The sequence below is a fragment of the Gemmatimonadota bacterium genome (assembly GCA_040882465.1).
Lineage (GTDB): Bacteria > Gemmatimonadota > Gemmatimonadetes > Longimicrobiales > Gaopeijiaceae > JBBEBG01.
Genome location: JBBEBG010000007.1, coordinates 14,851 through 34,199 on the forward strand (window position 1 = coordinate 14,851; position 19,349 = coordinate 34,199).

At 68.0% G+C, this 19,349-nt stretch carries 15 protein-coding genes; 8 read left to right on the forward strand and 7 right to left on the reverse strand.

Going from position 1 to position 19,349, the window contains the following annotated elements; all coding sequences use genetic code 11:
• Positions 1 to 105 precede the first annotated feature (105 nt).
• A complete protein-coding gene (locus tag WEG36_01695; protein MEX1256306.1) occupies positions 106 to 2,271 on the reverse strand; it encodes a PQQ-binding-like beta-propeller repeat protein in 2,166 nt (721 codons plus the stop codon).
• Positions 2,272 to 2,494: 223 nt separating this feature from the next.
• On the opposite strand from WEG36_01695, the gene WEG36_01700 reads away from it, so the two are divergent.
• Positions 2,495 to 3,538, forward strand: a complete 1,044-nt coding sequence (locus WEG36_01700) for a peptidyl-alpha-hydroxyglycine alpha-amidating lyase family protein (GenBank protein MEX1256307.1) — start codon at positions 2,495 to 2,497, stop codon at positions 3,536 to 3,538.
• A 196-nt stretch (positions 3,539 to 3,734) separates the two neighbouring features.
• Positions 3,735 to 4,757 (forward strand): methylated-DNA--[protein]-cysteine S-methyltransferase, encoded by a 1,023-nt coding sequence (locus WEG36_01705; protein MEX1256308.1) that lies wholly within the window; start codon positions 3,735 to 3,737, stop codon positions 4,755 to 4,757.
• Between the two features lie 27 nt (positions 4,758 to 4,784).
• Here the strand turns inward: WEG36_01705 and WEG36_01710 are convergent, their stop codons facing one another.
• Positions 4,785 to 5,600: a VOC family protein gene (locus WEG36_01710; GenBank protein ID MEX1256309.1), complete on the reverse strand. Its 816-nt coding sequence runs from the start codon at positions 5,598 to 5,600 to the stop codon at positions 4,785 to 4,787.
• Between the two features lie 190 nt (positions 5,601 to 5,790).
• Here WEG36_01710 and WEG36_01715 point away from each other — a divergent pair, with 190 nt between their 5' ends.
• Positions 5,791 to 6,264 (forward strand): cytochrome c, encoded by a 474-nt coding sequence (locus tag WEG36_01715; protein ID MEX1256310.1) that lies wholly within the window; start codon positions 5,791 to 5,793, stop codon positions 6,262 to 6,264.
• Here WEG36_01715 and WEG36_01720 read toward each other — a convergent pair.
• The 5 genes from WEG36_01720 to WEG36_01740 are packed head-to-tail and all read right to left on the reverse strand — an operon-like array spanning position 6,236 to position 12,697.
• Entirely contained in the window at positions 6,236 to 7,702 is a 1,467-nt protein-coding gene (locus tag WEG36_01720; protein MEX1256311.1) for an AMP-binding protein, read from the reverse strand. The genes WEG36_01715 and WEG36_01720 overlap by 29 nt on opposite strands.
• A gap of 2 nt (positions 7,703 to 7,704) precedes the next feature.
• Positions 7,705 to 8,610 carry a 1,4-dihydroxy-2-naphthoate polyprenyltransferase gene (locus WEG36_01725; protein MEX1256312.1) on the reverse strand — a complete coding sequence of 302 codons (906 nt, stop codon included), beginning with the start codon at positions 8,608 to 8,610 and terminating at the stop codon, positions 7,705 to 7,707.
• Between the two features lie 36 nt (positions 8,611 to 8,646).
• Complete coding sequence (menB, locus tag WEG36_01730; protein MEX1256313.1) at positions 8,647 to 9,486, reverse strand: 1,4-dihydroxy-2-naphthoyl-CoA synthase; 840 nt, start codon at positions 9,484 to 9,486, stop codon at positions 8,647 to 8,649.
• Positions 9,483 to 11,324, reverse strand: a complete 1,842-nt coding sequence (gene menD, locus WEG36_01735) for a 2-succinyl-5-enolpyruvyl-6-hydroxy-3-cyclohexene-1-carboxylic-acid synthase (protein ID MEX1256314.1) — start codon at positions 11,322 to 11,324, stop codon at positions 9,483 to 9,485. The genes menB and menD overlap by 4 nt, the downstream gene beginning before the upstream one ends.
• Positions 11,321 to 12,697 (reverse strand): isochorismate synthase, encoded by a 1,377-nt coding sequence (locus tag WEG36_01740; GenBank protein ID MEX1256315.1) that lies wholly within the window; start codon positions 12,695 to 12,697, stop codon positions 11,321 to 11,323. Before WEG36_01740 ends, menD begins: the two co-directional genes overlap by 4 nt.
• A gap of 193 nt (positions 12,698 to 12,890) precedes the next feature.
• Between WEG36_01740 and WEG36_01745 the strand changes: the two genes are divergently transcribed.
• The 5 genes from WEG36_01745 (at position 12,891) to WEG36_01765 (ending at position 19,172) form a co-directional block, all read left to right on the forward strand.
• Positions 12,891 to 14,570 (forward strand): cation:proton antiporter, encoded by a 1,680-nt coding sequence (locus tag WEG36_01745; GenBank protein MEX1256316.1) that lies wholly within the window; start codon positions 12,891 to 12,893, stop codon positions 14,568 to 14,570.
• Complete coding sequence (locus WEG36_01750; protein ID MEX1256317.1) at positions 14,567 to 16,132, forward strand: cation:proton antiporter; 1,566 nt, start codon at positions 14,567 to 14,569, stop codon at positions 16,130 to 16,132. Before WEG36_01745 ends, WEG36_01750 begins: the two co-directional genes overlap by 4 nt.
• A gap of 61 nt (positions 16,133 to 16,193) precedes the next feature.
• Positions 16,194 to 16,787 (forward strand): hypothetical protein, encoded by a 594-nt coding sequence (locus WEG36_01755; protein ID MEX1256318.1) that lies wholly within the window; start codon positions 16,194 to 16,196, stop codon positions 16,785 to 16,787.
• A 273-nt stretch (positions 16,788 to 17,060) separates the two neighbouring features.
• Entirely contained in the window at positions 17,061 to 17,855 is a 795-nt protein-coding gene (locus WEG36_01760) for a hypothetical protein (protein MEX1256319.1), read from the forward strand.
• 12 nt (positions 17,856 to 17,867) lie between these two features.
• Positions 17,868 to 19,172: a hypothetical protein gene (locus tag WEG36_01765; protein MEX1256320.1), complete on the forward strand. Its 1,305-nt coding sequence runs from the start codon at positions 17,868 to 17,870 to the stop codon at positions 19,170 to 19,172.
• The last annotated feature ends 177 nt before the right edge of the window (positions 19,173 to 19,349 follow it).

Below are 19,349 nucleotides of genomic sequence, written 5' to 3' on the forward strand. Positions count from 1 at the left end.
GAGCGTGACTCCGTGGAGCGTGACTCCGTGGAGCCCGGCTCAGAGTAGCTTGATTCAGGGGAGCCCGGCGCGGCGGGCCGCCCCCCCCCCCCCCGAACCTCCGCCTCAGTCCGGCAGGCTGAACACGTACAGCGCGTTCCCCGTGTTGGGGTAATCTATTTCGGGCGAGACCACGGCCGGAACCTGACGGGGGCTCGTCCCGCCGAGCGCGGCCGTGACCGCGATGTACTGCTTCCCGTCCACGCTGTACGACACCGGGTGCCCCTGAACCGAAGTGCCGAGGCGGGTCTCCCACAGGATCTCGCCGGTCCGAACGTCGAAGGCGCGGAAGCGCCGGTCGAGGTCGCCGACGAAGGCCACGTTTCCCGCGGTGGAGAGGACCCCGGTCAGGAACGAGGCGCGCTGCTCGTAGCTCCACACCTCCTCGAGCGTCGTCACGTCGTAGGCGGCGAGTTTCCCGAGATTTCCGTCGGAGCCCGGCATCTCGAAGAAGCGCCGCGCCGAGGCCAGGCCGCCGCCGCCCGCGACGAGCTCGACCGGGCGCGCGGAATTTTCCAGGCAGGTCTGGCTGAGCGGGGCGATGAGGACGCCGGTGGGCTCATGGTAGGTCATCGAGTGCCAGTCCTTCCCGCCCGTGCTGCTCGGGCAGGCCGGGGTCCACTCGTTCAGCTGCGCGTTCACGATGTCGTCGCGGTACGTGACCGCGCCGGTCTCGGGGTCGATGTTCGTGAAGGTGTTCTGGAAGACGGTTTCGGCGAACCCGAGAAACTCGCCGGTGGCGCGGTCGTTTTTCCAGAGAATTCCGTGTTTTCCGATCGAAAGGACGAGCCGTTCCCCGTTCCGGTCCACGAGGACGCGCTCGAAGACCTCGTCCAGATCGAGGGCTTCGCCGGGAACGTGCTGAAAATGCCAGACGAGCTCACCGGTCTCCACGTCGAGCGCGACCGTGGAATTCGTGTAGAGCCCCGCGTCGTGGATGGACTGATGACGGCTGACGGGCGCCCAGGGTTTCGCCTGCGCCGTTCCCCAGTAAGTGAGACCCAGCTCCGGGTCGTAGCTCCCCGTAATCCAGGTCTCGCCTCCGGCGCGGAACAGGTTGTCGAGGTCGCCCCAGGAGTCGCCTCCCGGCTCCCCCGCCTGGGCGATGGTGTTGAATTCCCAGACCCGCGCGCCGGTGTTCGCGTCGTGCGCGGTGATGACGCAGTCCTCTTCGATGTAGTTCTGGCAACTAGCGAGCCCGAGGATGACCTTTCCGTCCGCGACGATCGGACCGCTCGAGTTGCTGAATCCGGCCGCGGTGTCCGCGACGGCCGTTTCCCACACGAGGTCGCCGGTGCGTGCGTCGAGAGCGACGAGACGGGCGTCCGTCGTCGCCTGGATGATCTTGTCCCCGTAGATCGCAATGTTCCGCATGTCCTGCGAATTGTCCGGTCCCGTTTCATGCTCCCAGATGAGGTCGCCCGTGACCCCGTCGAGCGCCTGGATGACGTTTCCCGGATTGATGAGATAGATGACTCCGTCGTAGACGAGGGGCGACGGCTCGGAGCCCCCGTTGTTCATGCTCCAGACCCACTCGAGCTGAAGGCCGCCGACGTTGTCGGTGTTGACCTGATCGAGGGGGGAGTAGCTGTGCGCGTGATAGTCCCGCCGCATCATCGGCCAGTCGCCCGGAGCCGGATCGCGGAGCATCTCGTCGGTGACAGGGACGAAGTTCTCCATGAGGCGCCGGCGCGCGAGGGCAACGCCCCCGGGACCGGGAGGGCCGGCGCCCGCGGTCGCGGTCGGGAGGAGCCAGCCCCGGATGTCTCCTTCGGGGTTGGTGGCGCTTCGGATCTGGATGTAGAGCCCTTCGCCCTGGAGGGCGGCCACCTGGTCGGCGGTGAGGGTCACGGTGCCGCCGATGCTCCCCTCTGTGGCCGCCGTGACGTCCACTTCGTGAATCGCGGGACCGAATTGCCCGCGCGGCCCCTGGCGGACCTCCGCTCCGGCGGCGGGATTGCTCATCCCGCTGAAGGCCCCCGTGATCGTGAGCTGACTCCCGGCGAGGGTCGCCGCGACCTCACCGACGCCCCGGATCGAGTTCACCGTCCCCTGTGTCACGGGAAGAGGCGAAAGCCGGCCGCGGAAGGAGTTCTCCTGCGCGGACGCGTCGCGATGAAGCGGCGCCAGGGCGAGCGCGGCGAAAGCGGTCGCGAGCCCGAGGGCTCGGAAGGAGGAGGCGCGCAGTGGGTGGACGCGGAAGACGGGGGCGCCGAGGGACTGGGGGTTCATGGACGATCTCATGCTCGGGAGTAGTGGGGCGGCGGGAGCCTGGTTCTCCCCTGTCGGAGACATCCCGCACGCTAGGGGGGAGACCCGGCCCCAGCAAGCGTTGGAAGGGACGTAGGGGCGGGCGAGGGATGGAAGCCGCGCGCTGGCCCAAGTCCCGGAGGAGGCGCAATTTCAGTGCGCTCGAGCGGGGGAGAGGAGTCGGACAGCCACCGGAGGTCTAAGGATGATGCGCAGGTCGTGGGTCCGCTTCGCGATCGCCGCGGTCGGTCTGTCGGTCGCCGACGCTTGGCACGTCGAGGGCCAATCGGTCTCCAACAATCCCTACCAGGCGGTCCATGGGTGGGAACGGCTCCCCGAGGGAATGCGGACGGGAGTGCCGAGCGGCGCGTATCCCGATCCGGATGGACGGCACCTCTGGATCCTCACCCGGTGCGGCGCGAATCACTGCGCCGGCTCCACACAGGACCCGATCCTCAAGCTGGACCTCGAGGGGAACCTGGTGGACTCCTTCGGGGCCGGGCTCTTCTCCTGGCCGCACGGCTTTTTCCTCGACCACGAGGGCTTCCTCTGGGTGACCGAAGGCGCCCCCTCCGGGGATCCACGGGAAGTCCAGGGAATCCGCCGGGGGATGGGGCACCAGGTCTTCAAGCTGAACCAACGAGGCGAAGTCGTGATGACGCTGGGAGTGCGGGGCGTCGCCGGGGAGGGGCCGGACCACTTCAACGGGCCCTCCGCCGTCCTCGTCACACCGAATGGGGAAATCTGGGTCGCGGATGGGCACCGCGGTGGAAACAACCGCGTGGTGAAGTTTTCGCCGCGGGGAGAATTCCTCCTCCAGATCGGGGGCGGAGTGGACGACGCGAGCGGGGATCCGGGGAAGCTCAACGATCCACACGACCTCACGATGGACTCGCAGGGGAGGCTCATCGTGGCCGACCGCGGGAACAACCGGGTGCAGCTCTTCGACCAGCAGGGAAACTTCCTTCACGTTTGGACTCAGTTCGGCCGGCCGAGCACCGTCTTCGTGGATCGCGGCGACCTGATCTACGTCGGAGACGGAATGTCGGACGACAACTGGAATCCCGGATGGGAGCGCGGGATCCGTATTGGAGACGCGCGGACCGGGTGGATCACGGCCTTCATTCCGGACTCCGAGGCGCCGGTCGGCACGGGCGTGGAGTTCCTCGGCGTGGACTTCGCGGGGAACATCTATTCGGGGGAGGTTGGACGGGAAAGGCTCGTGAAGTACGTGCGTTTCCGCCCCTGAGCCCACGCAGGGGAATCGCGGTCATGCGGAGCCGTCGTGCTGACGTGTCCTGCATTCGCATCGCACCGCCCACGGGGGACAATTCGGTGTCGCGTTTTCGGTCGAGCGACCGGGCCGGACGCACTATCTTTCACCCATGAACTCGCTGACGCATGTGAAGGCGCCGAGACGGCGTTCCCTCCCTCGACCGGAGGTGATGTACGCGGCCGTCGCCGCCCGGGACGCATGCTTCGACGGGATCTTTTTTGTCGGAGTCCGCACTACGGGCATCTTTTGCCGACCCGGGTGCGCAGCCCGGACCCCGCTCCGCCGCAACGTGACCTTTTTCCCGTCGGCGAACGAGGCGCTGGAGGAGGGGTTCCGCCCATGCCTCCGGTGTCGTCCGCTCGAGCCCCAGGGAAAGGCCCCGGCGGCGATTCGCCGGCTCATCGCGGAGGTGGCCGCGGATCCCTCCGTGCGAGTCCGCGACCGGGACTTGCGAGCGCGCGGCCTCGATCCCGCCACCGTGCGCCGATGGTTCCAGCGGCATCACGGGATGACCTTCCAGGCTTACCAGAGGACGGCGCGGCTGGCGCGCGGGCTGAACGGCCTCGCGCGGGGCGAGGGGATCACGAGCGCCGCCTTCGGGAGCGGATACGATTCGCTCAGCGGCTTTCGCGATGCACTTCGGACCCTCACCGGCCAATCGCCTTCAGGGAGTCGGGAAATGATCGTCGTGCATACGACGCGCGTGGATTCGCCCCTCGGACCACTCCTTCTCGGGGCGACGGACGACGCTCTCTGCCTCCTCGAGTTCGCCGATCCGGCGCGGAGCGAGGAGCAACGCAGGCGGCTGGCGAAGCGGCTCGGATGTTTCTTCGCCCCCGGGTCGAACGGGGTGACCGACCGAATGGCGGGAGAGCTCGAGCGTTATTTCGCGGGGGAACTGAAGGAGTTCGAGACGCCGCTTCTCACGCCGGGCACGGATTTCCAACGCCGGGCCTGGGCGGCGCTTCGGGAGATCCCCTACGGAGAGACCCGGAGTTACCGCGACCAGGCGGAGGCGATCGGTTCACCGGAGGCGGTGCGGGCAGTGGCGCGCGCGAACGGCGCGAACCGGATCGCGATCGTCATCCCCTGCCACCGCGTGATCGGCACCGACGGATCCCTCACCGGATATGGCGGTGGGCTCGCGCGAAAAGAGTTCCTGCTGGAGCTGGAAAAGCGCGCGGCCAGCTGAAAGAGAGAGCGCCCGCCACGCCGGAGCTCAGTAGTCGTCGAACCCTTCGGTCAGCTCGATGTAGACCCCGGACGGATCGGTCAGAAAGGCGATCTTGAGGCCGATGCTCGCGACCTCGCGGGGCGCGGAGTCGAAAGTAATCCCCTTCGCCTGGAGCGCGGCGGCGAACGCATCGAGATCGGCCACCTCGAACCCGATGTGATCAATGGCGCGGCCACGGGTCGCCGCGCGAGGCGTCCCCCCCTGGGAGTTGCCGAAGCTCAGGTTCATGCCCGGCGCGTTCGCGGTCGTCGCGATGGAACCCCGCTGGAAGGGCTCGAGGCCGAACACGTCCACGTACCACGCCAGGAGCGACTCGTACTCGGGCGTGAAGAAGTGGATATGGTAAGCGATGACCTCTTCTTCCTGGTTCGGGTCCTCCTGGAGCTCGATCCGCACGCTGTCGGGAGCCATGAGATAGGCGTTCGGATGGTCTTCGGCCCCGGTGAACTCGCTCTGGACCTCGTATCCGGCTTCGCGCCACTTCACGAGCATCGGCTCGATATCGCGCACCTTGAAGCCGAAGTGGTCCATGACGGAGCCCTGGGAACCGGCGGTCGGCGCCCGCTCCGAGAAAACGAGCATCATCCCGGGATACTTCACGCCGCTGATGATTCCGCGGTCCCAGGCCTCACCGCCGAAGTGCTCCACCCAAAACTCACGATGGAAGGCGGCGTCGGCCACGTTCAGGTGCACGTGCCCGTACGTCAGACCGTTGGCGTTCGTGGGCGCGAGCTGTGCGCTGGCCGGTAATGCGGCGAGCGCGAAGGGGAGCGCCAAAGCCGCGGTCAATAGTGCCTTCATCGTGATTTCCTCGCCGAAAGGGGTCCGTCCGACTCCCGGTACGATGCTTCCCCGGAAGGCGGGTGCGCAACCCCCCGGCAGGGCGCTCTTGCCGGGCCGATGGGGGCCTGGCAACTTCTCCGCGTCGTCGGGGAAGACCCCACCGCGGGACCCAACTGAGGAGGTGTCTGTGAGCCGAGGGAATCGTTCGATGCGCGTGATCTTGCTGACGGGATTGGTCGTTTTCGGAGGCGCGGAGCTCGCGGAGGCACAGGGCCGTGGGGGCGGGGGGAACGCCGGACCTCCGATTCCCGCCTATCGGACCTCGGTGATGCAGGGATTCCAGCTTCACGTGGGCGCGATTCGGACGATCGTCGCGGGGACTGCCGGGGCGCCGAGCCACCTGGTGGGCCATGCGGAGGCGATCCGCCACCTCACCGTGATGGCTGCCGATGTCTTCCCCGCGGGATCCGGCGGGGCCGGCACGCGGGCGACGGAGGCGATCTGGTCGAATTCGAGCGAGTTCGCGGCTCGGTTGGCGGCGCTCCAGTCGGCGGGCGAGGGGCTCGCAAAGGCGGCCGCCTCCGGAAACAACGACGAGGTGAACGCCGCGCTAACGACCCTGAACCAGGCCTGCCAGGCCTGCCACATGGCCTTCAGGGGCCCGCCGCCGGCGGCGAACTGAGGAGCCGTTTCCGGTCGAGCTTCCCGTTCGGATTCCGCGGAAGCGATTCCACGAGTCGGAGCTCTCTCGGGCGCTTCGCCGAGGCGAGGCGGCCCCGCGAGAAGTCGAGCAGGTCGGGAAGTGTGGGGGGAGCGGCTGGGTCCGCGGGCACGACGACCGCGACCACCCGCTCCCCCCATTCTTTGTCCGGCGCTCCCGCCACGGCCACGTCGGCGACCCCGGGGTGACGGTGAAGGACCACCTCCACCTCCGCCGGCTCCACGGTCACTCCGCCAGTGACGATCCGGTCCGAGAGCCTCCCCACCACCCAAAGATCTCCCTCTCCGTCGAGTCGCCCAAGATCGCCGGTGTGCAGCCATCCGTCCGAGTCCACGAAGACGGAGGCCGCTCGGACGCCCTTCCCCTTCGAGGGGCCGCGCGCCAAGCCCTTCACCACGGTCGGACCCCGCACCAGGATTTCTCCCGTCCCGTCTTCGCCCGCACCCTCGATCTTCAATTCCAGGCTGTCGAGCGGCCTTCCGACAGTCCCCGGTTTCTTTCGAACCACCTCCGGCGGAGCGGTCGCCACCTGTGAGGTCGCTTCCGTCAGGCCGTAGGTGAGGGCGATCGGGTACCCGAGCGTGAGGGCGCGCGTGAGAAGCGATTCCCTGATCTCCGCGCCGCCGATGAGGAGGCAGCGAAGGGAAGGAGGCGGCGGACGCTTCCCCCGCACCTCGATGAGGCGCTGGAGCATGATGGGAACGAGGGAGGCGTGCGTGACGCGCCCGGCATCCATGAGCTCCGCCGCCTCGAGCGCATCGAAGCGCGGGCGGGTGAGGACGGAGCAGCCGACCACGGCCGCCCGGTGGAGGAGAGCGATGCCGCCCACATGGCCGGGAGAGAGGGAGGTGAGCCAACAATCCTCCGGGGCGAGGTCGAGCCGAAGGATCGCGGCCTCGGCCGATGCAGCCAGATTTCGGTGACTGAGCGGGATCGGCCTCGGCGCGCCCGTCGTCCCCGAAGTGAGGACGAGGACGGCGGGGCCGGAGAGACGCGGCTGCGGGAGTCGTTCGAGGTCCTCCAGCGGATGCGCCGGACCTTCCCCATCCCATTCGACGACCTCTCCCATCGTCGAGACGAAGAGGGCGGGGCGACCCACGGCCTGAAGCGCACGCGCGACCTCGGCCTCGGTCCAGCCCGCGTTCATCGGAACCAGAACGGCGCCCGCCCGCGCCACCGCATGGAGGAGGACGACAGTTTCGGGACAGGGAGGAAGGCGCATCGCGACTCGCTCCCCCGGTCCCACGCCGGCCACCACCAGCGCTCGGGCCACGGTGTCCGCCCACTGATCGAGCTCGTGGTACGTCCAGATCGGGGTCTCCCCGCCCTCCGGATCCGGAAGCCCGAAGACCGCCGGGGCTTCCGGGGTGAGACGCGCGGCCCTGAGAAGAAAGTCCACGATCATCCTCCGGCGGCACCGAGGAGGAACCCGACCGCCATGAGTCCCCCGTACCAGGCTACCACGCGGGCGGTCCCTCCGAGGGCGGGGTTGAGCTCGCGGGGATCGTCGAAGGACCAGACGGCCGACGCCGGCGCGAAGGCACGGGCGAAGGCGACGAGTCCGACAAGTGTCCAGGGCGACCAGTCGAAGAAGAAGACACCGACGATCGGGGCGGCGGCCGCCGTCACGAGGAGCGCGGTGTACTCCACCTGACTCCCCTTCCTTCCCAACCGCACCGCGAGCGTGCGCCTTCCGGCACGCGCGTCCGTCGGAATGTCCCGCAGGTTGTTCACCACCAGGATGGCCGTCGTGAGGGCCCCGATCCCCGCGCCGGCGACGAGGAGATCCCCGGTGAAATCGAGCGCCTGGACCCAATAACTCCCCCCGACCGCGACGAGCCCGAAAAAAACGAAGACGAAGAGGTCGCCCAGGCCATGCGACGCGAGCGGGAAGGGTCCCCCCGAATAGGCGAGAGCGCAGACGAGGGAGAGGAGCCCGGTCGCGAGGATGGGAATTCCGCCGACCCAGACGAGATAGGCCCCCACGAGTGTGGCCGCAGCGAGGACCCAGAGCGTTGCCCGGAAGACCGCCTCGGGCGAAAGAAGCCCGGCCTGAACCACGCGGATCGGACCGAGGCGCTCCTCCGTATCGGTCCCCTTCCGATGATCGAAATAGTCGTTCGCGAGGTTCGTCGCGATTTGGATGAGGAGCGCCCCCACCAGCGCGGCCGAAGCGGGGAGGAGCGACATCACGTCGCGAGACGCCGCGATCCCCGTGGCGAGGACGACCGGGGCGCCCGCCGCGGGGAGGGTCTTCGGGCGGATCGCGAGGACCCAGGCCCCGAGGGTGCTAGGAGTTCTCGACACGGAGAGGACGGCGCGCGCGCATGTGCACCGCGCGGCTCACCAGGGAAGCCAGGGATACTTCCTGAAGTCGGGCTTCTCCTTCTTCAGGAAGGCATTCTTCGCGTCCTTCGCCTGCTCGGACATGTAGAAGAGGAGGGTCGCGTTCCCAGCGAGCTCCTGAATTCCAGCCTGTCCGTCCACGGCGGCATTAAAGGAGCTCTTGAGGAGCCGGATGGCGAGAGGGCTCTTGTCGAGGATTTCCTGCGCCCACTTCCATCCCTCTTCCTCGAGTCGCTCCACCGGAACCACGGCATTCACGAGCCCCATCTGAAGGGCCTCGGCGGCGGAGTACTGGCGGCAGAGGTACCAGATCTCGCGGGCCCTCTTTTGCCCCACGATGCTCGCGAGGTAGGAGGTCCCGAAGCCTCCGTCGAAACTCCCGACCTTGGGCCCGGTCTGCCCGAAAATCGCATTCTCCGCGGCGATGGTGAGATCGCAGATCACGTGAAGCACATGCCCGCCTCCGATCGCGTATCCGGCGACCAATGCGATGACAGGCTTCGGCATGCTCCGGATGTAGCGCTGGAGCTCGAGCACATTGAGGCGCGGGACCCCGTCGCCGCCGACGTAGCCGGCGTCCCCGCGAACGCGTTGGTCCCCTCCCGAGCTGAAGGCGTATTTCCCGTCCGCGGTGGGGCCGTTCCCCGTGAAGAGGACGACGCCGATCGAGGTGTCCTCGGCGGCGTCGCGAAAGGCCCCCTGCAGCTCGGTGAGTGTCTCCGGACGGAAAGCGTTCCTCACCTCGGGGCGGTTGAAGGCGATCCGGGCGACCCCGTCGCATTTGTGAAAGGTGATGTCCGTGTAGCTCTTCGCTTCCTTCCAGTTCGGTGCGCTCATCGCTTCCCTTTCGTCAGGGCGCCGGCCGCGGCGGCGGCGATTCGATCCACCACCTCGGCCCTTCGACGCCGGTTCACTTCCCGATCGGTGCGAATCTCGAAGATCGCGCTTCCGGGCTCCTCGAGTGCATGCTCGAATCCCACGGCGATCTGGGCGAGCGACCCCTCGCCTCGCGCGTCGGCACGCGAATGTGGGATTCCATGGAAGGCCGCGAGGCGTGCGAAATCACGGTCATGGGGGGTCGCGAAATAAGGGGTGAAGGCTGGCTCGAAGTCGCGGACCGGAAGGAAGTGGAAGATCCCACCCCCGTCGTTGTTGATCGCGACGACGATCACGCGTAGTTCCGGATCGCGGAGCGAAGCGAGTCCATTCGAATCGTGGAGAAGGGCGAGGTCTCCGACGAGCGCCACGACCCTTCGTCCCGTCGTGAGCGAGATTCCCGCGGCGGTCGAGACGATCCCGTCTATCCCGCTCGCGCCCCTATTCCCGAGCGTCGCGAGCGGCGAGCCGCGGTGCGGAACGAAGGCGTCCAAATCCCGGACCGGCATCGAGCTCGACACGAAGAGAAGATCGTCGGACGGGATCAGGCGGGCGACCTCCGCGACGATCACCCCCTCGAAGAGCTCCGCCTCCAGGCCCCCGCTCGCCTCGAGCGCACCCTCGATTCCCGCGCGCACCTTCCCTTCGACCGTGAGCCACCGATCGAGCCAGGCGGCACCGTTTCGCTTTGACGGAACGCGTTCGGCGAGCGCCGCCGCGAAGCCGGCCGGGTCCGCGGGGATCATCTCGTTCGCGGCGGCGCCATGATCCTTCCACCGCCCTCCCCCGTCCACCACGAACTGCGGAACGTCCGGCAAGGCAGTGAGCCAGTCGCCGAGAACGCTCGAGGTCGGCGCGGCGCCCATCCTGAGGATCAGATCCGGACGGAGCCACTCCCGCACTGCCGCGTCCCGAAGCCCGAGGTCGTAACCTCCGACGACGGGGGCCTTGGGTCCGGCCTCGGCGACCGCCGGCGGATAACGGGCTCCCGAGAGGGGGTCGGCGAGGAGGGGAACGCCAGACGCGCTCGCGAGGCGGCGGAGCGCCGGACCCGCTTCCCAGGGCCGCGGAAGAACGCCGGCCACGAGGAGCGGACGCTCCGCCCGCTCCACCGCGGCGGCGACCTCCTCGATCGCGGAGTCGTCGTGTTTCGCCCGCCGGCGGTGGACGTACGTCCAGGGCGCGCCTTCTTCCCTTCCCCGAGAAGCCGGAGTCTCCCTGGCGGCGAGCGCATCCGGAAGCCCGTCCTCGACCGGTGTCGGCTCGAGCGGCTTGTCGAAGCAGAGATTCAGGTGCGCCGGGCCGGCCGGATCCCCGAGCGCGGCCGCGACCGCCCGCGACACGACCGAGCGAAGGTGACGGAGAGAGGCCTCGGTCGCTTCACCCGCGATGAGCTCCTCGAAGAGGCGGACATACCCTCCGAAGATCTTCACCTGGTCGATCGTCTGATTCGCGTCGGCGCCGCGGAGGCGAGGCGGTCGGTCGGCGGTCAGGACGAGGAGCGGGGTCTCGGCCTGCGCCGCCTCGACGACCGCCGGAAGGAGATTCGCGACGGCGGTCCCCGAAGTGGTGAGGACGGCCGCGGGTGCGCCCGTCCCCTTCCCCGCGCCGAGGGCCACGAAGCCCGCGCTTCGCTCGTCCGCCTGGACGTGAATGCGGATCCGATCGTCCGCCGCCGCCGCGAGGACAACCGGCGCCGACCGGGACCCGGGAGAAACGACGAGGTGCCGGATTCCGGCGCGCGCGAGCTCGTCCACGAGGACGGTTCCCCAGAGCTCATTCCGGTTGCGCGCCCTCAAACCCCCTCCGTCGAATCGCTCGCCCCGGCCCTGAGCGCGCGGAGCGCCGGCTCGAACTTGAGGGCCGTCTCCTCCCACTCGCCGTCCGGGTCCGATCCCGCGACGATGCCCGCGCCGGCGAAAAGCCGCCATGCTCGCCCGCTTCCCACCGCGGAACGGAGGGCGGGGACGAAATCGCCATCGCCCTCGGCATCGAACCATCCCACGGGGCCCGCATACCAGCCCCGTTCGAAGGGCTCCGCCCCCCGGATCAGGGAGAGCGCCTCTCCGCGCGGCCGGCCGCAAACCGCTGGAGTCGGATGGAGCGCCTCCACCAGGGAGAGGATGTCTTCTCCTTCGTGCGCCCTACCCCGGATCGTTGTCTCCAGGTGATGGATGCGAGAGAGAGAGAGGACGCGGGGCTCCGCTTCGACCTCCATTTCCTCGAGGAAGGGGCCGAGGACCTCGACCATCTCTTCCGCGGTGAGCGCGTGCTCCGCGCGGTCCTTCGCGCTCTCGAGGAGCTGCCGCACGCGGGCGCGGTCCGCTTCCCCGTCCGACTCCCGCGGAACCGATCCCGCCACCGCGGTCGCCTCGAAGGAATCCCCCCGCAGCCGCGCGAGAAGCTCGGGGGCCGCCCCCAGGAACACGCGGCCCGGTCGCGGCTCGAGGTAGAAGACGTGCGCCCGCCGGTTCTCTTCCCGGAGGAAACGAAGACTCGCGAGCGGATTCGCGGGGCGGGCGAGGCTCAAGTCGAGAAAGCGGGCGAGCACGGCCTTTTGCACGCGTCCTTCCGCGATCGCCGCAAGGATTCCTTCGATCCCCGTCCGCCACCGGTTGCGCGGCGGGGCATCGCTTCCGTCCTCCGCCGAGGACCCGGGCACGAAATCGCCCCGGTTCGGGAGGGAGGGTCTTTCGCCGCGGCGCACACCTGCCGCCAGAATCGCGGCGACCCGCGCGAGGCCCGGCTCGTCTTCGTAGGAAACGAGGCGAGCCTCGGCGTCGTTCCCTTCCAGGAGGATGCGCGGAAGGTGGAAGGCGGCCGAAGGAAAATCCGACCAGGCGGTCTCCGTGGGATCGGTATCCGCGAAGGCGAAGCCACCGAAAAAACGTGGGCTCGGCTCCGATCCCGCGCCTCTCGCAGCCCATCCCATCTCGCCCAGGACCCGGCGCGACCCTTCTCGAATCCGATCGAATCGGTCCCCCTTCCCTCCCGAGACCTCGAAGCAAGCGCTCGCACCGGCCCAAGCGACCCACCCATCAGGGCCACCCCAGAAGCCCCGAGGCTCCCCCGCGAAAAGCGCAAGGAACTCGACCGCGCCTGCCTCGACGACGTCGAGCGATGCTCGGTGGGGCCCGACCCCGGAGCTCGCTGACGTGTGGGGAGGCTGCATGGCCGGGAGATCCGTAGAAAGGTGGGTCGGGCACCGAATATAGCACGCATCCCCGAGGGGCCAATAATCCGCGAGGGGCGCGGCTCCCAGCCCCATCCCCACGGGAACATCGGGGGGAGATCCGGGTCCTCCCGGAGAGGTCGGCGGGACCCTCGCCGCGGCCTTTCCGCTCCACCCCCGAAGGCTCGGCCCGTTGATCGACACAATCCTGCTGAGAGACCTGGGTTTCCTCGTCCTCGGAGCGACCACCCTCGCCCTCCTCGCACGACCGTTCGGGCTCCCCTCCATCATCGCATACATCATCGCCGGGCTCCTCATCGGACCTGGATTCCATCTCGTCACGTTGAGCCCCGCCATGGACCTGATCGCCGAGGTGGGGATCATTCTCCTCCTCTTCCTGGTGGGGCTCGAGATCTCGCTCAACAAGGTCCGTGAGGTCGGACGCCTCGCGATCACCGCGGGGGTCGTACAGATCGTCCTCACGGGAGCGATCATCGCCGGACTCGCCCTGGCTCTCGGGCTTCGGGGGGGAGATGTCCTCTTTATCGCGGTGGCGCTGACCTTTTCGTCCACGGTCGTGGTCGTGAAGCTCCTGGACCAGCAGCATGCACTGAACTCGCGATACGGCCAGATCGCGGTCGGAATCCTCCTCGTCCAGGATCTCGCGGTGGTCCTGGTGCTCACCTTCGTCGCCGGGATGGAGGGTGCGGGTGGCGCGGCGGGGTCTGGAGGATTGGAGGGTGCGGGTGGACTCGAGGGAGGGGTGCTTCTTGCGGGGCTCGTCCGAGCCTTCGTGGGGATGGGGCTCTTATTCGGGGCCGCGGCAATCCTCGCCTGGCGCGTCCTCCCGACGCTCTTCGGAACGATCGCGCGGTCCCAGCCGGCGCTCCTCGCCTGGAGCCTGTCCTGGTGTTTCCTCCTGGTGTTGGGGTCGGAGCTCCTCGAACTCTCACTCGAGCTCGGTGCCTTCATCGCCGGAGTCTCGTTGGCTCAGCTTCCTTACAGCCGGGAGCTGCGCAGGCGGGTCCATCCCCTGATGAACTTTTTCGTCGCCATCTTTTTCGTCTCGCTCGGCATCCAGATGCAGCTGGGTGAGGCGCTGGCCTTCTGGCCACTCGTCGTGGCGGCTGCGGGATTCACCCTCTTTTTCAAGCCGCCGCTCATCGCGTGGATCGTGCGCACACTCGGGGAATCGCCGCGAAGCGCGCTGCGCGTGGGACTCACGCTCGGCCAGACTTCCGAGTTCTCCTTCATTCTGGGCGCGCTCGCGCTTGAGCGCGGCCTCGCGAGCGAGTCGCTCATCGCGGTGGTGGGCGCCGTGGGCCTCTTGACCATGGGGGTCTCATCACTGTCCATCGCGGGCGGCGACAGGGTCGTGAACGCACTCTCACGGAAGGGCCTGGTTCCTCTCTTGACGGGAGGCCGACACGGATCCGTTGAACCCGACTCCGCGGAGCAGGTGGGGCTCCGCGATCACGTCATCGTCGTAGGAATGAACACGCTGGGGCGCCGCTTGGTCGAGCTCCTCACCGAGCGAGGGGAGCGGGTCCTCGCCGTCGATACGGATCTCGAGAAGTTGCGGGACCTTCCCGCGGCCACCTTCCTTGGAAACGCCGAATACCTTTCGGTCCTGGAGGAAGCCGGGATCCACGAGGCCAAACTCGTCGTGTCGGCCCTCCACATCGAGGATGTGAACCGCCTCCTCGCGTACCGGGCAGCGCGCTTCGGAATTCCCGCGGTGATTCATGCCCTGGATCAGGCCGCCGAGCGGGATATGGAGGGGCTCGGGGTGGCCCACTTCATGAATTCTCGCGAGTCCGGCGTCACCCGAATCATCGAGGAGCTGCGCCGGGTTGGCGTCCTGGGCACATGACCGCCCTCACCGTCCTTCTCCTCGCCGCCTCTGTGGGTTACGGGGGCGCGCGGCTCGCAGGAATTCCGGCGATCCCCGTCCTCATCCTCGCGGGACTCGCCGCGTCTTCGCTCGTCCCTCTCGACACGGAGTTCCTGAGCGACGTGCTCACCCTCGGCGTCGCGATCCTCGTCTTCGTTGCGGGAATCGAGTTGAGCCCGGGGAGACTCCGGTCATGGGGACAGACGGCGCTCCAGGTCGGTTCGATCCAATTCGTGGTCCTCGGTGCTCTGGGGCTCGGGGTGGCGCTCGCCCTCGGGTTCGCACCGGAGACGGCCGCCTACCTCGCGCTCGCCCTCACGGCCTCCTCGACCCTCGTCGTGGTCCAGCTTCTCCGCGAACGGGGGCTCCTCTACGAGCCGATGGGACGCCTGGTGACCGGGGTCCTCCTTCTCCAGGACCTCCTCATCATTCTTTTCATCCCCATCGTCGTCCGGATTCCCGACGGAGGAGTGGCGATCGCGCAGGGCGTCGCGGCAAGCCTGGGGATGATGGCACTCGCCGGCGCCCTCCTCCGTTGGGTCGTGCCCCGCATCCTGGAGCGGTTCGCGTTCGACGAGGAGACACTCCTCCTCATCACGCTCTCCACACTCGTGGTGTTCATCGGGATCGCCGACTTCGTGGGGCTCCCTCTCGTGTCGGGCGCCTTCCTCGCGGGCGTGGTCCTTTCGGGGTTTCCGTCCTCCGCCCTCGTGCGCGGTCAGGTGAGCTCCCTCGGAGACTTCTTTCACGCAATTTTCTTCGCGGCGCTCGGGGCCGCCATCCCCCTCCCCACGGCGATCGAGCTGGGACAGGCCCTCGTCTTTTTCCTCCTCGTGGTGCTCGTCACGCCACCGCTCGTCGCCCTGGTGGCGGAGCGGGCCGGCTTTTCCGCCAGGCCCGCGCTCGCGAGCGGTCTCCTTCTCTCCCAGACGAGCGAGTTCTCCCTCGTCGTTGCACTCCAGGGGCTCGTGATGGGCCACCTGGCGCCCGGCGTCTTCACGATCATCACCCTCGTGACGATCGCGACCATGATGGTGACCCCGTTCCTGGCCTCCGACCGGGCGACCTGGGCGCTCATGAAGGTGCATCCCTTCCGCGACCGACCGAAGCTCGAGAGGAGTCCCGAGGGACATGTCTTGCTCCTCGGGTCCGGGCGGCACGGACAGCTCCTCATGGAGACACTCCTGATCTCACCGGAAGAGCTCGTCGTGGCCGACGACGATCCGAAGAGGGTCTCGTGGCTGGCCGAGATGGGGATCCGGGCGCTGCGAGGAGACATCTCCGATGCCCGGCTCCTCCGGGAACTCGGCGCCGACCGGGCGAAGGTCGTCATCTCCACGATCCGCCGTCGCGACGACAACGGCCCCCTCCTCCAAATGGCGCGGGACGTGCCGGTCCTGGTGCGTGCCTTCAACGTCGAAGACGCCGAATGGATTCGGCTGAGGGGTGGCCACCCGGTCCTTTATTCGGAAGCCGCCGCGGAAGACTTCTTGGAGTGGTACGATTCCGAGTGGCTGGCGGAGACCGCCGGGAACACCTGAAGCGCTCCTCTGTAGGAGGCGGCAAGGCCCGGTACACTTCCCCCGAAGGATTAGAGTCTCCATGCGCCCGTTTTTCCGCCCACCGACTCGCGCGACGGTGCGCCTGGCGGCTTCTTCGGTCTTGCTCGGCTTCGTTTTCCTCCCCCGGATCGGCCTCGGCCAACAGGCCGTGCCGGCGCCGATGGACGTCCAGCCCGCCCCGGACTCGGTCCAGTTGCTGATGGCCGAGTACCAGGACAAGGCACGACGGTATACGGACATCTACAATCAGGCGTTCGCCGCGAACGAGGGGCTCCAGACTCGCGAGGTGGAGATCAACGAGATGATCATGTCCGCCCTGATCGAATCCCATCCGCAGGCAGAACAAAAGATGGCCCGCCTGGACGCGATCGAGACAGAAGCGTTTTCGGCGCAACAGGACCAGGACATGGAGAAGTTGGGCCAACTGATCACGGAGGCGAACAACCTCCAGTCGGACCTCCGAGCAGCGCAGGAAATCGTCCTCCAGCAGACGGGCGTGAGGACCCGCATCGACAGCTTCGAGGCGGAGCTCCTCGTCGCGATGGTGGCCATCGATCCCGAGACGGAGTCCCTTCGCAGCCGCCTGGACGAGCTTTCCGCTTTTCTGAGCGGGGTGCAGGGCGGCGGCTTCTAGTGGTGCGTCCCCGACGTCTCTTGTAGCACCGAGGGTACGGATGGAGGTCGTAATGCTAGGCGCGAGGAGGAGTCGTAGCAACGCTACGGCGACGACGAGCAACGACGCAGGACGACTTCCAGGCGGAGCCGAATGCCAAGAGACGTCGGGGACACACCACTAGAGGGAACCTCGGGGGGACCCCCAACGTAGGAAAACTGGCGAGATCTTCGATCCGCGGCGGTCGGGTGCCGCACTCGTGGGCGACGGTCTCGCCGGCCCGGAGGTACTCCCGTGAAACTAGCTGCCGGTCTCTTCCGCGCGATCCCCGTCGCCGGTCTCCTCCTCGTCGTTTCCCACGGCGCGCTCGGCGCGCAGGCGTCGCCGGAGAGTGAAGACGGTTTCCTCTTCGAGCGCCCTCGGGTCAGCCTCGGGGTGCGCGGGGGAATGTTCCTGCACCGCGCCGACAGCGACCTCTACGACTTCACGACCGAGCGGTTCACTCTGGACCGCTCCGACTACCGAGGCGTGTCGGTCGGCCTCGAGGTGGGAGCCTGGATCGGAAACCGAGCGGAGATCTCGCTGAGCCTCGACGGAAGCCGTGTCACCCTCGACTCACAGTACCGCGACTGGGACGAGGAGATCGACGGACCCGGCGGTGAAACGACCAGAATTCCGATTCTCCAGACGACACGGCTCCGCCATGGTCCGGCCGTCTCCGCCGGGATCCGGTGGTACCTGTGGGACAGGGGCGACCAGCTCGGTCGCTTCATCTGGGTTCCGCGCGAGTGGAACGGCTACCTGGGTGCAGGGGCTGGACTCATGGCGTACAACCTGCGGCTGGAAGGCGATTTCGTGGACGAAGTGAACGAAACGATCAGCACGCAGCGCTTCGAATCGAAGGGGAACACGGCGTTCCCTTACGTGGCGGCCGGGTTCGAGTATGGCCTGGCGCCGCGTATAGCGCTCGCGTTGGAAGGGCGCTATCAGTGGGGGAGCCATGACCTCGGCGAGGATTTCGACGACTTCGTGAATCCACTGGACCTCGCGGGAGGCCGGTTTTCCTTTGGAATCCAGTACCGACTCTGACGGGAGCGAATCATGCGACGCTCGATGATGGGACTGCTCGGAGTGTTCGCGCTCGCGGGCGCGGCTCACCCGGCCTCGGCTCAGGTCGGGGTCTCGGGCGCCGACGCGCGCTGGCTTCCCTGGATCGGCTGCTGGGACGGCGCGGCCATGACCGCGGAGTCCGCGACGGAGTCGTATCTGGTCTGCGTCCGCCCCCTCGACACGGCCGCGGGTGTTCAGATCGAAACGTACGCGGAAGGGACGCTGGTCACCCGTGAGGAGATGCGGGCGGACGGCAATCCGGTCGCGATCGAAGAGGACGGATGCGTCGGGACTCAGTCCGCGCGCTGGTCTTCCGATGGCGCGCGCGTCTTGCTCGAATCGGAGATGTCGTGCGGGTCGGTCGTGGCGCGCTCCACGACGGGCACCCTCGCCATCCTTCCCGACGGGTTCGGATGGGTCGAGATCCAGGCCGTTCGGGCGGGCGACGCGGAGCCGCTCGTGGGGATCCGCACCTTCGCGCCGGCGGCGGAAGCCCAGCTCGCCGAGCTCGGCGTCGCCGATCCGACGGCCGGCGGCGGACTCGCCGTGGTCACGGCACGCGGGCGGGCTGGAGCGGCGCTTTCGCCGGACGCGATCGCCGAGCTGGTGGAACGGACCGGACCTTCCGTGGCGGGTGCCCTCGTGATCGAACGGGGCGAGCCCTTCGACCTCGACGCGGAACTATTGCGGGAGCTCGCGGTGCGCGGTGTCCCCGGAGAAGTCCTCGATGTGATGGTTGCGGTGACCTACCCCGAGCGATTCACGGTCCTGGGCGGAAGCGAGGGGAACGAGCTCGCGCTCCGCGCCGCCCCCGAAGGGGCAGCAACCAGGCAGCAGGTCGTTCGCGGAGTCGCCCCCTGGCCGTCCCGGCCCCGGGGGTACGGTTACTCTCCCTTCAGCTTCGGATACGGCTATTACGACTCGTACTGGGATCCCTTCAGCCCTTACGGATATGGACGCGGCTACGGCTTCGGGTATTACGACTACCCGCGGGTGATCGTGGTCGGACCCCCGGTCGTCGAGGAACGGAGTTCGGTCCTCAGCCGGAACCGGGGCGTGATCGAAATCGCGCCTTCGGGTGGCGGGGCTTCTCAGAGCGTGTCGCCCTCGCCTCAGCGGCGGGCGAACCAGCGTCCCTCCAACTCGGGCTCGACGACGCGCTCGGAGCCACGAAGCTCCGGAAGCGCGGCGCCCAGCTCAGGGTCGAGCGGAAGTGGCGGAAGCCGGGGGACGCCCTCCACGGGCGGGAGCTCGAGCGACGGCGAGCGACGGGCCGTGCCGCGCACGGGGGGCTGAGGCACCAGAAAGGCTTCAATACGCGAGGTGGGACGCCGCCAGGCCGGTGCCGACCGATCGCGGCCCTCGCGACCGGGGAAGGCCACATCCGGCACATAATCTTCAACGATGTCGTAGCCCTCCGCAAAGAGCGCCGTCAAATCAGCCAGGCTGAAAGGGAAGGGCGGCCCCTCCTTA

What these genes read in the sequence shown, in the direction of transcription:
- WEG36_01695 (MEX1256306.1), bottom strand. Translation starts at nt 2,271, where the DNA reads ATGAACCCCCAGTCCCTCGGCGCCCCCGTCTTCCGCGTCCACCCACTG.
- WEG36_01700 (MEX1256307.1), top strand. Translation starts at nt 2,495, where the DNA reads ATGATGCGCAGGTCGTGGGTCCGCTTCGCGATCGCCGCGGTCGGTCTG.
- WEG36_01705 (MEX1256308.1), top strand. Translation starts at nt 3,735, where the DNA reads ATGTACGCGGCCGTCGCCGCCCGGGACGCATGCTTCGACGGGATCTTT.
- WEG36_01710 (MEX1256309.1), bottom strand. Translation starts at nt 5,600, where the DNA reads ATGAAGGCACTATTGACCGCGGCTTTGGCGCTCCCCTTCGCGCTCGCC.
- WEG36_01715 (MEX1256310.1), top strand. Translation starts at nt 5,791, where the DNA reads ATGCGCGTGATCTTGCTGACGGGATTGGTCGTTTTCGGAGGCGCGGAG.
- menB (MEX1256313.1), bottom strand. Translation starts at nt 9,486, where the DNA reads ATGAGCGCACCGAACTGGAAGGAAGCGAAGAGCTACACGGACATCACC.
- WEG36_01740 (MEX1256315.1), bottom strand. Translation starts at nt 12,697, where the DNA reads ATGCAGCCTCCCCACACGTCAGCGAGCTCCGGGGTCGGGCCCCACCGA.
- WEG36_01750 (MEX1256317.1), top strand. Translation starts at nt 14,567, where the DNA reads ATGACCGCCCTCACCGTCCTTCTCCTCGCCGCCTCTGTGGGTTACGGG.
- WEG36_01755 (MEX1256318.1), top strand. Translation starts at nt 16,194, where the DNA reads ATGCGCCCGTTTTTCCGCCCACCGACTCGCGCGACGGTGCGCCTGGCG.
- WEG36_01765 (MEX1256320.1), top strand. Translation starts at nt 17,868, where the DNA reads ATGCGACGCTCGATGATGGGACTGCTCGGAGTGTTCGCGCTCGCGGGC.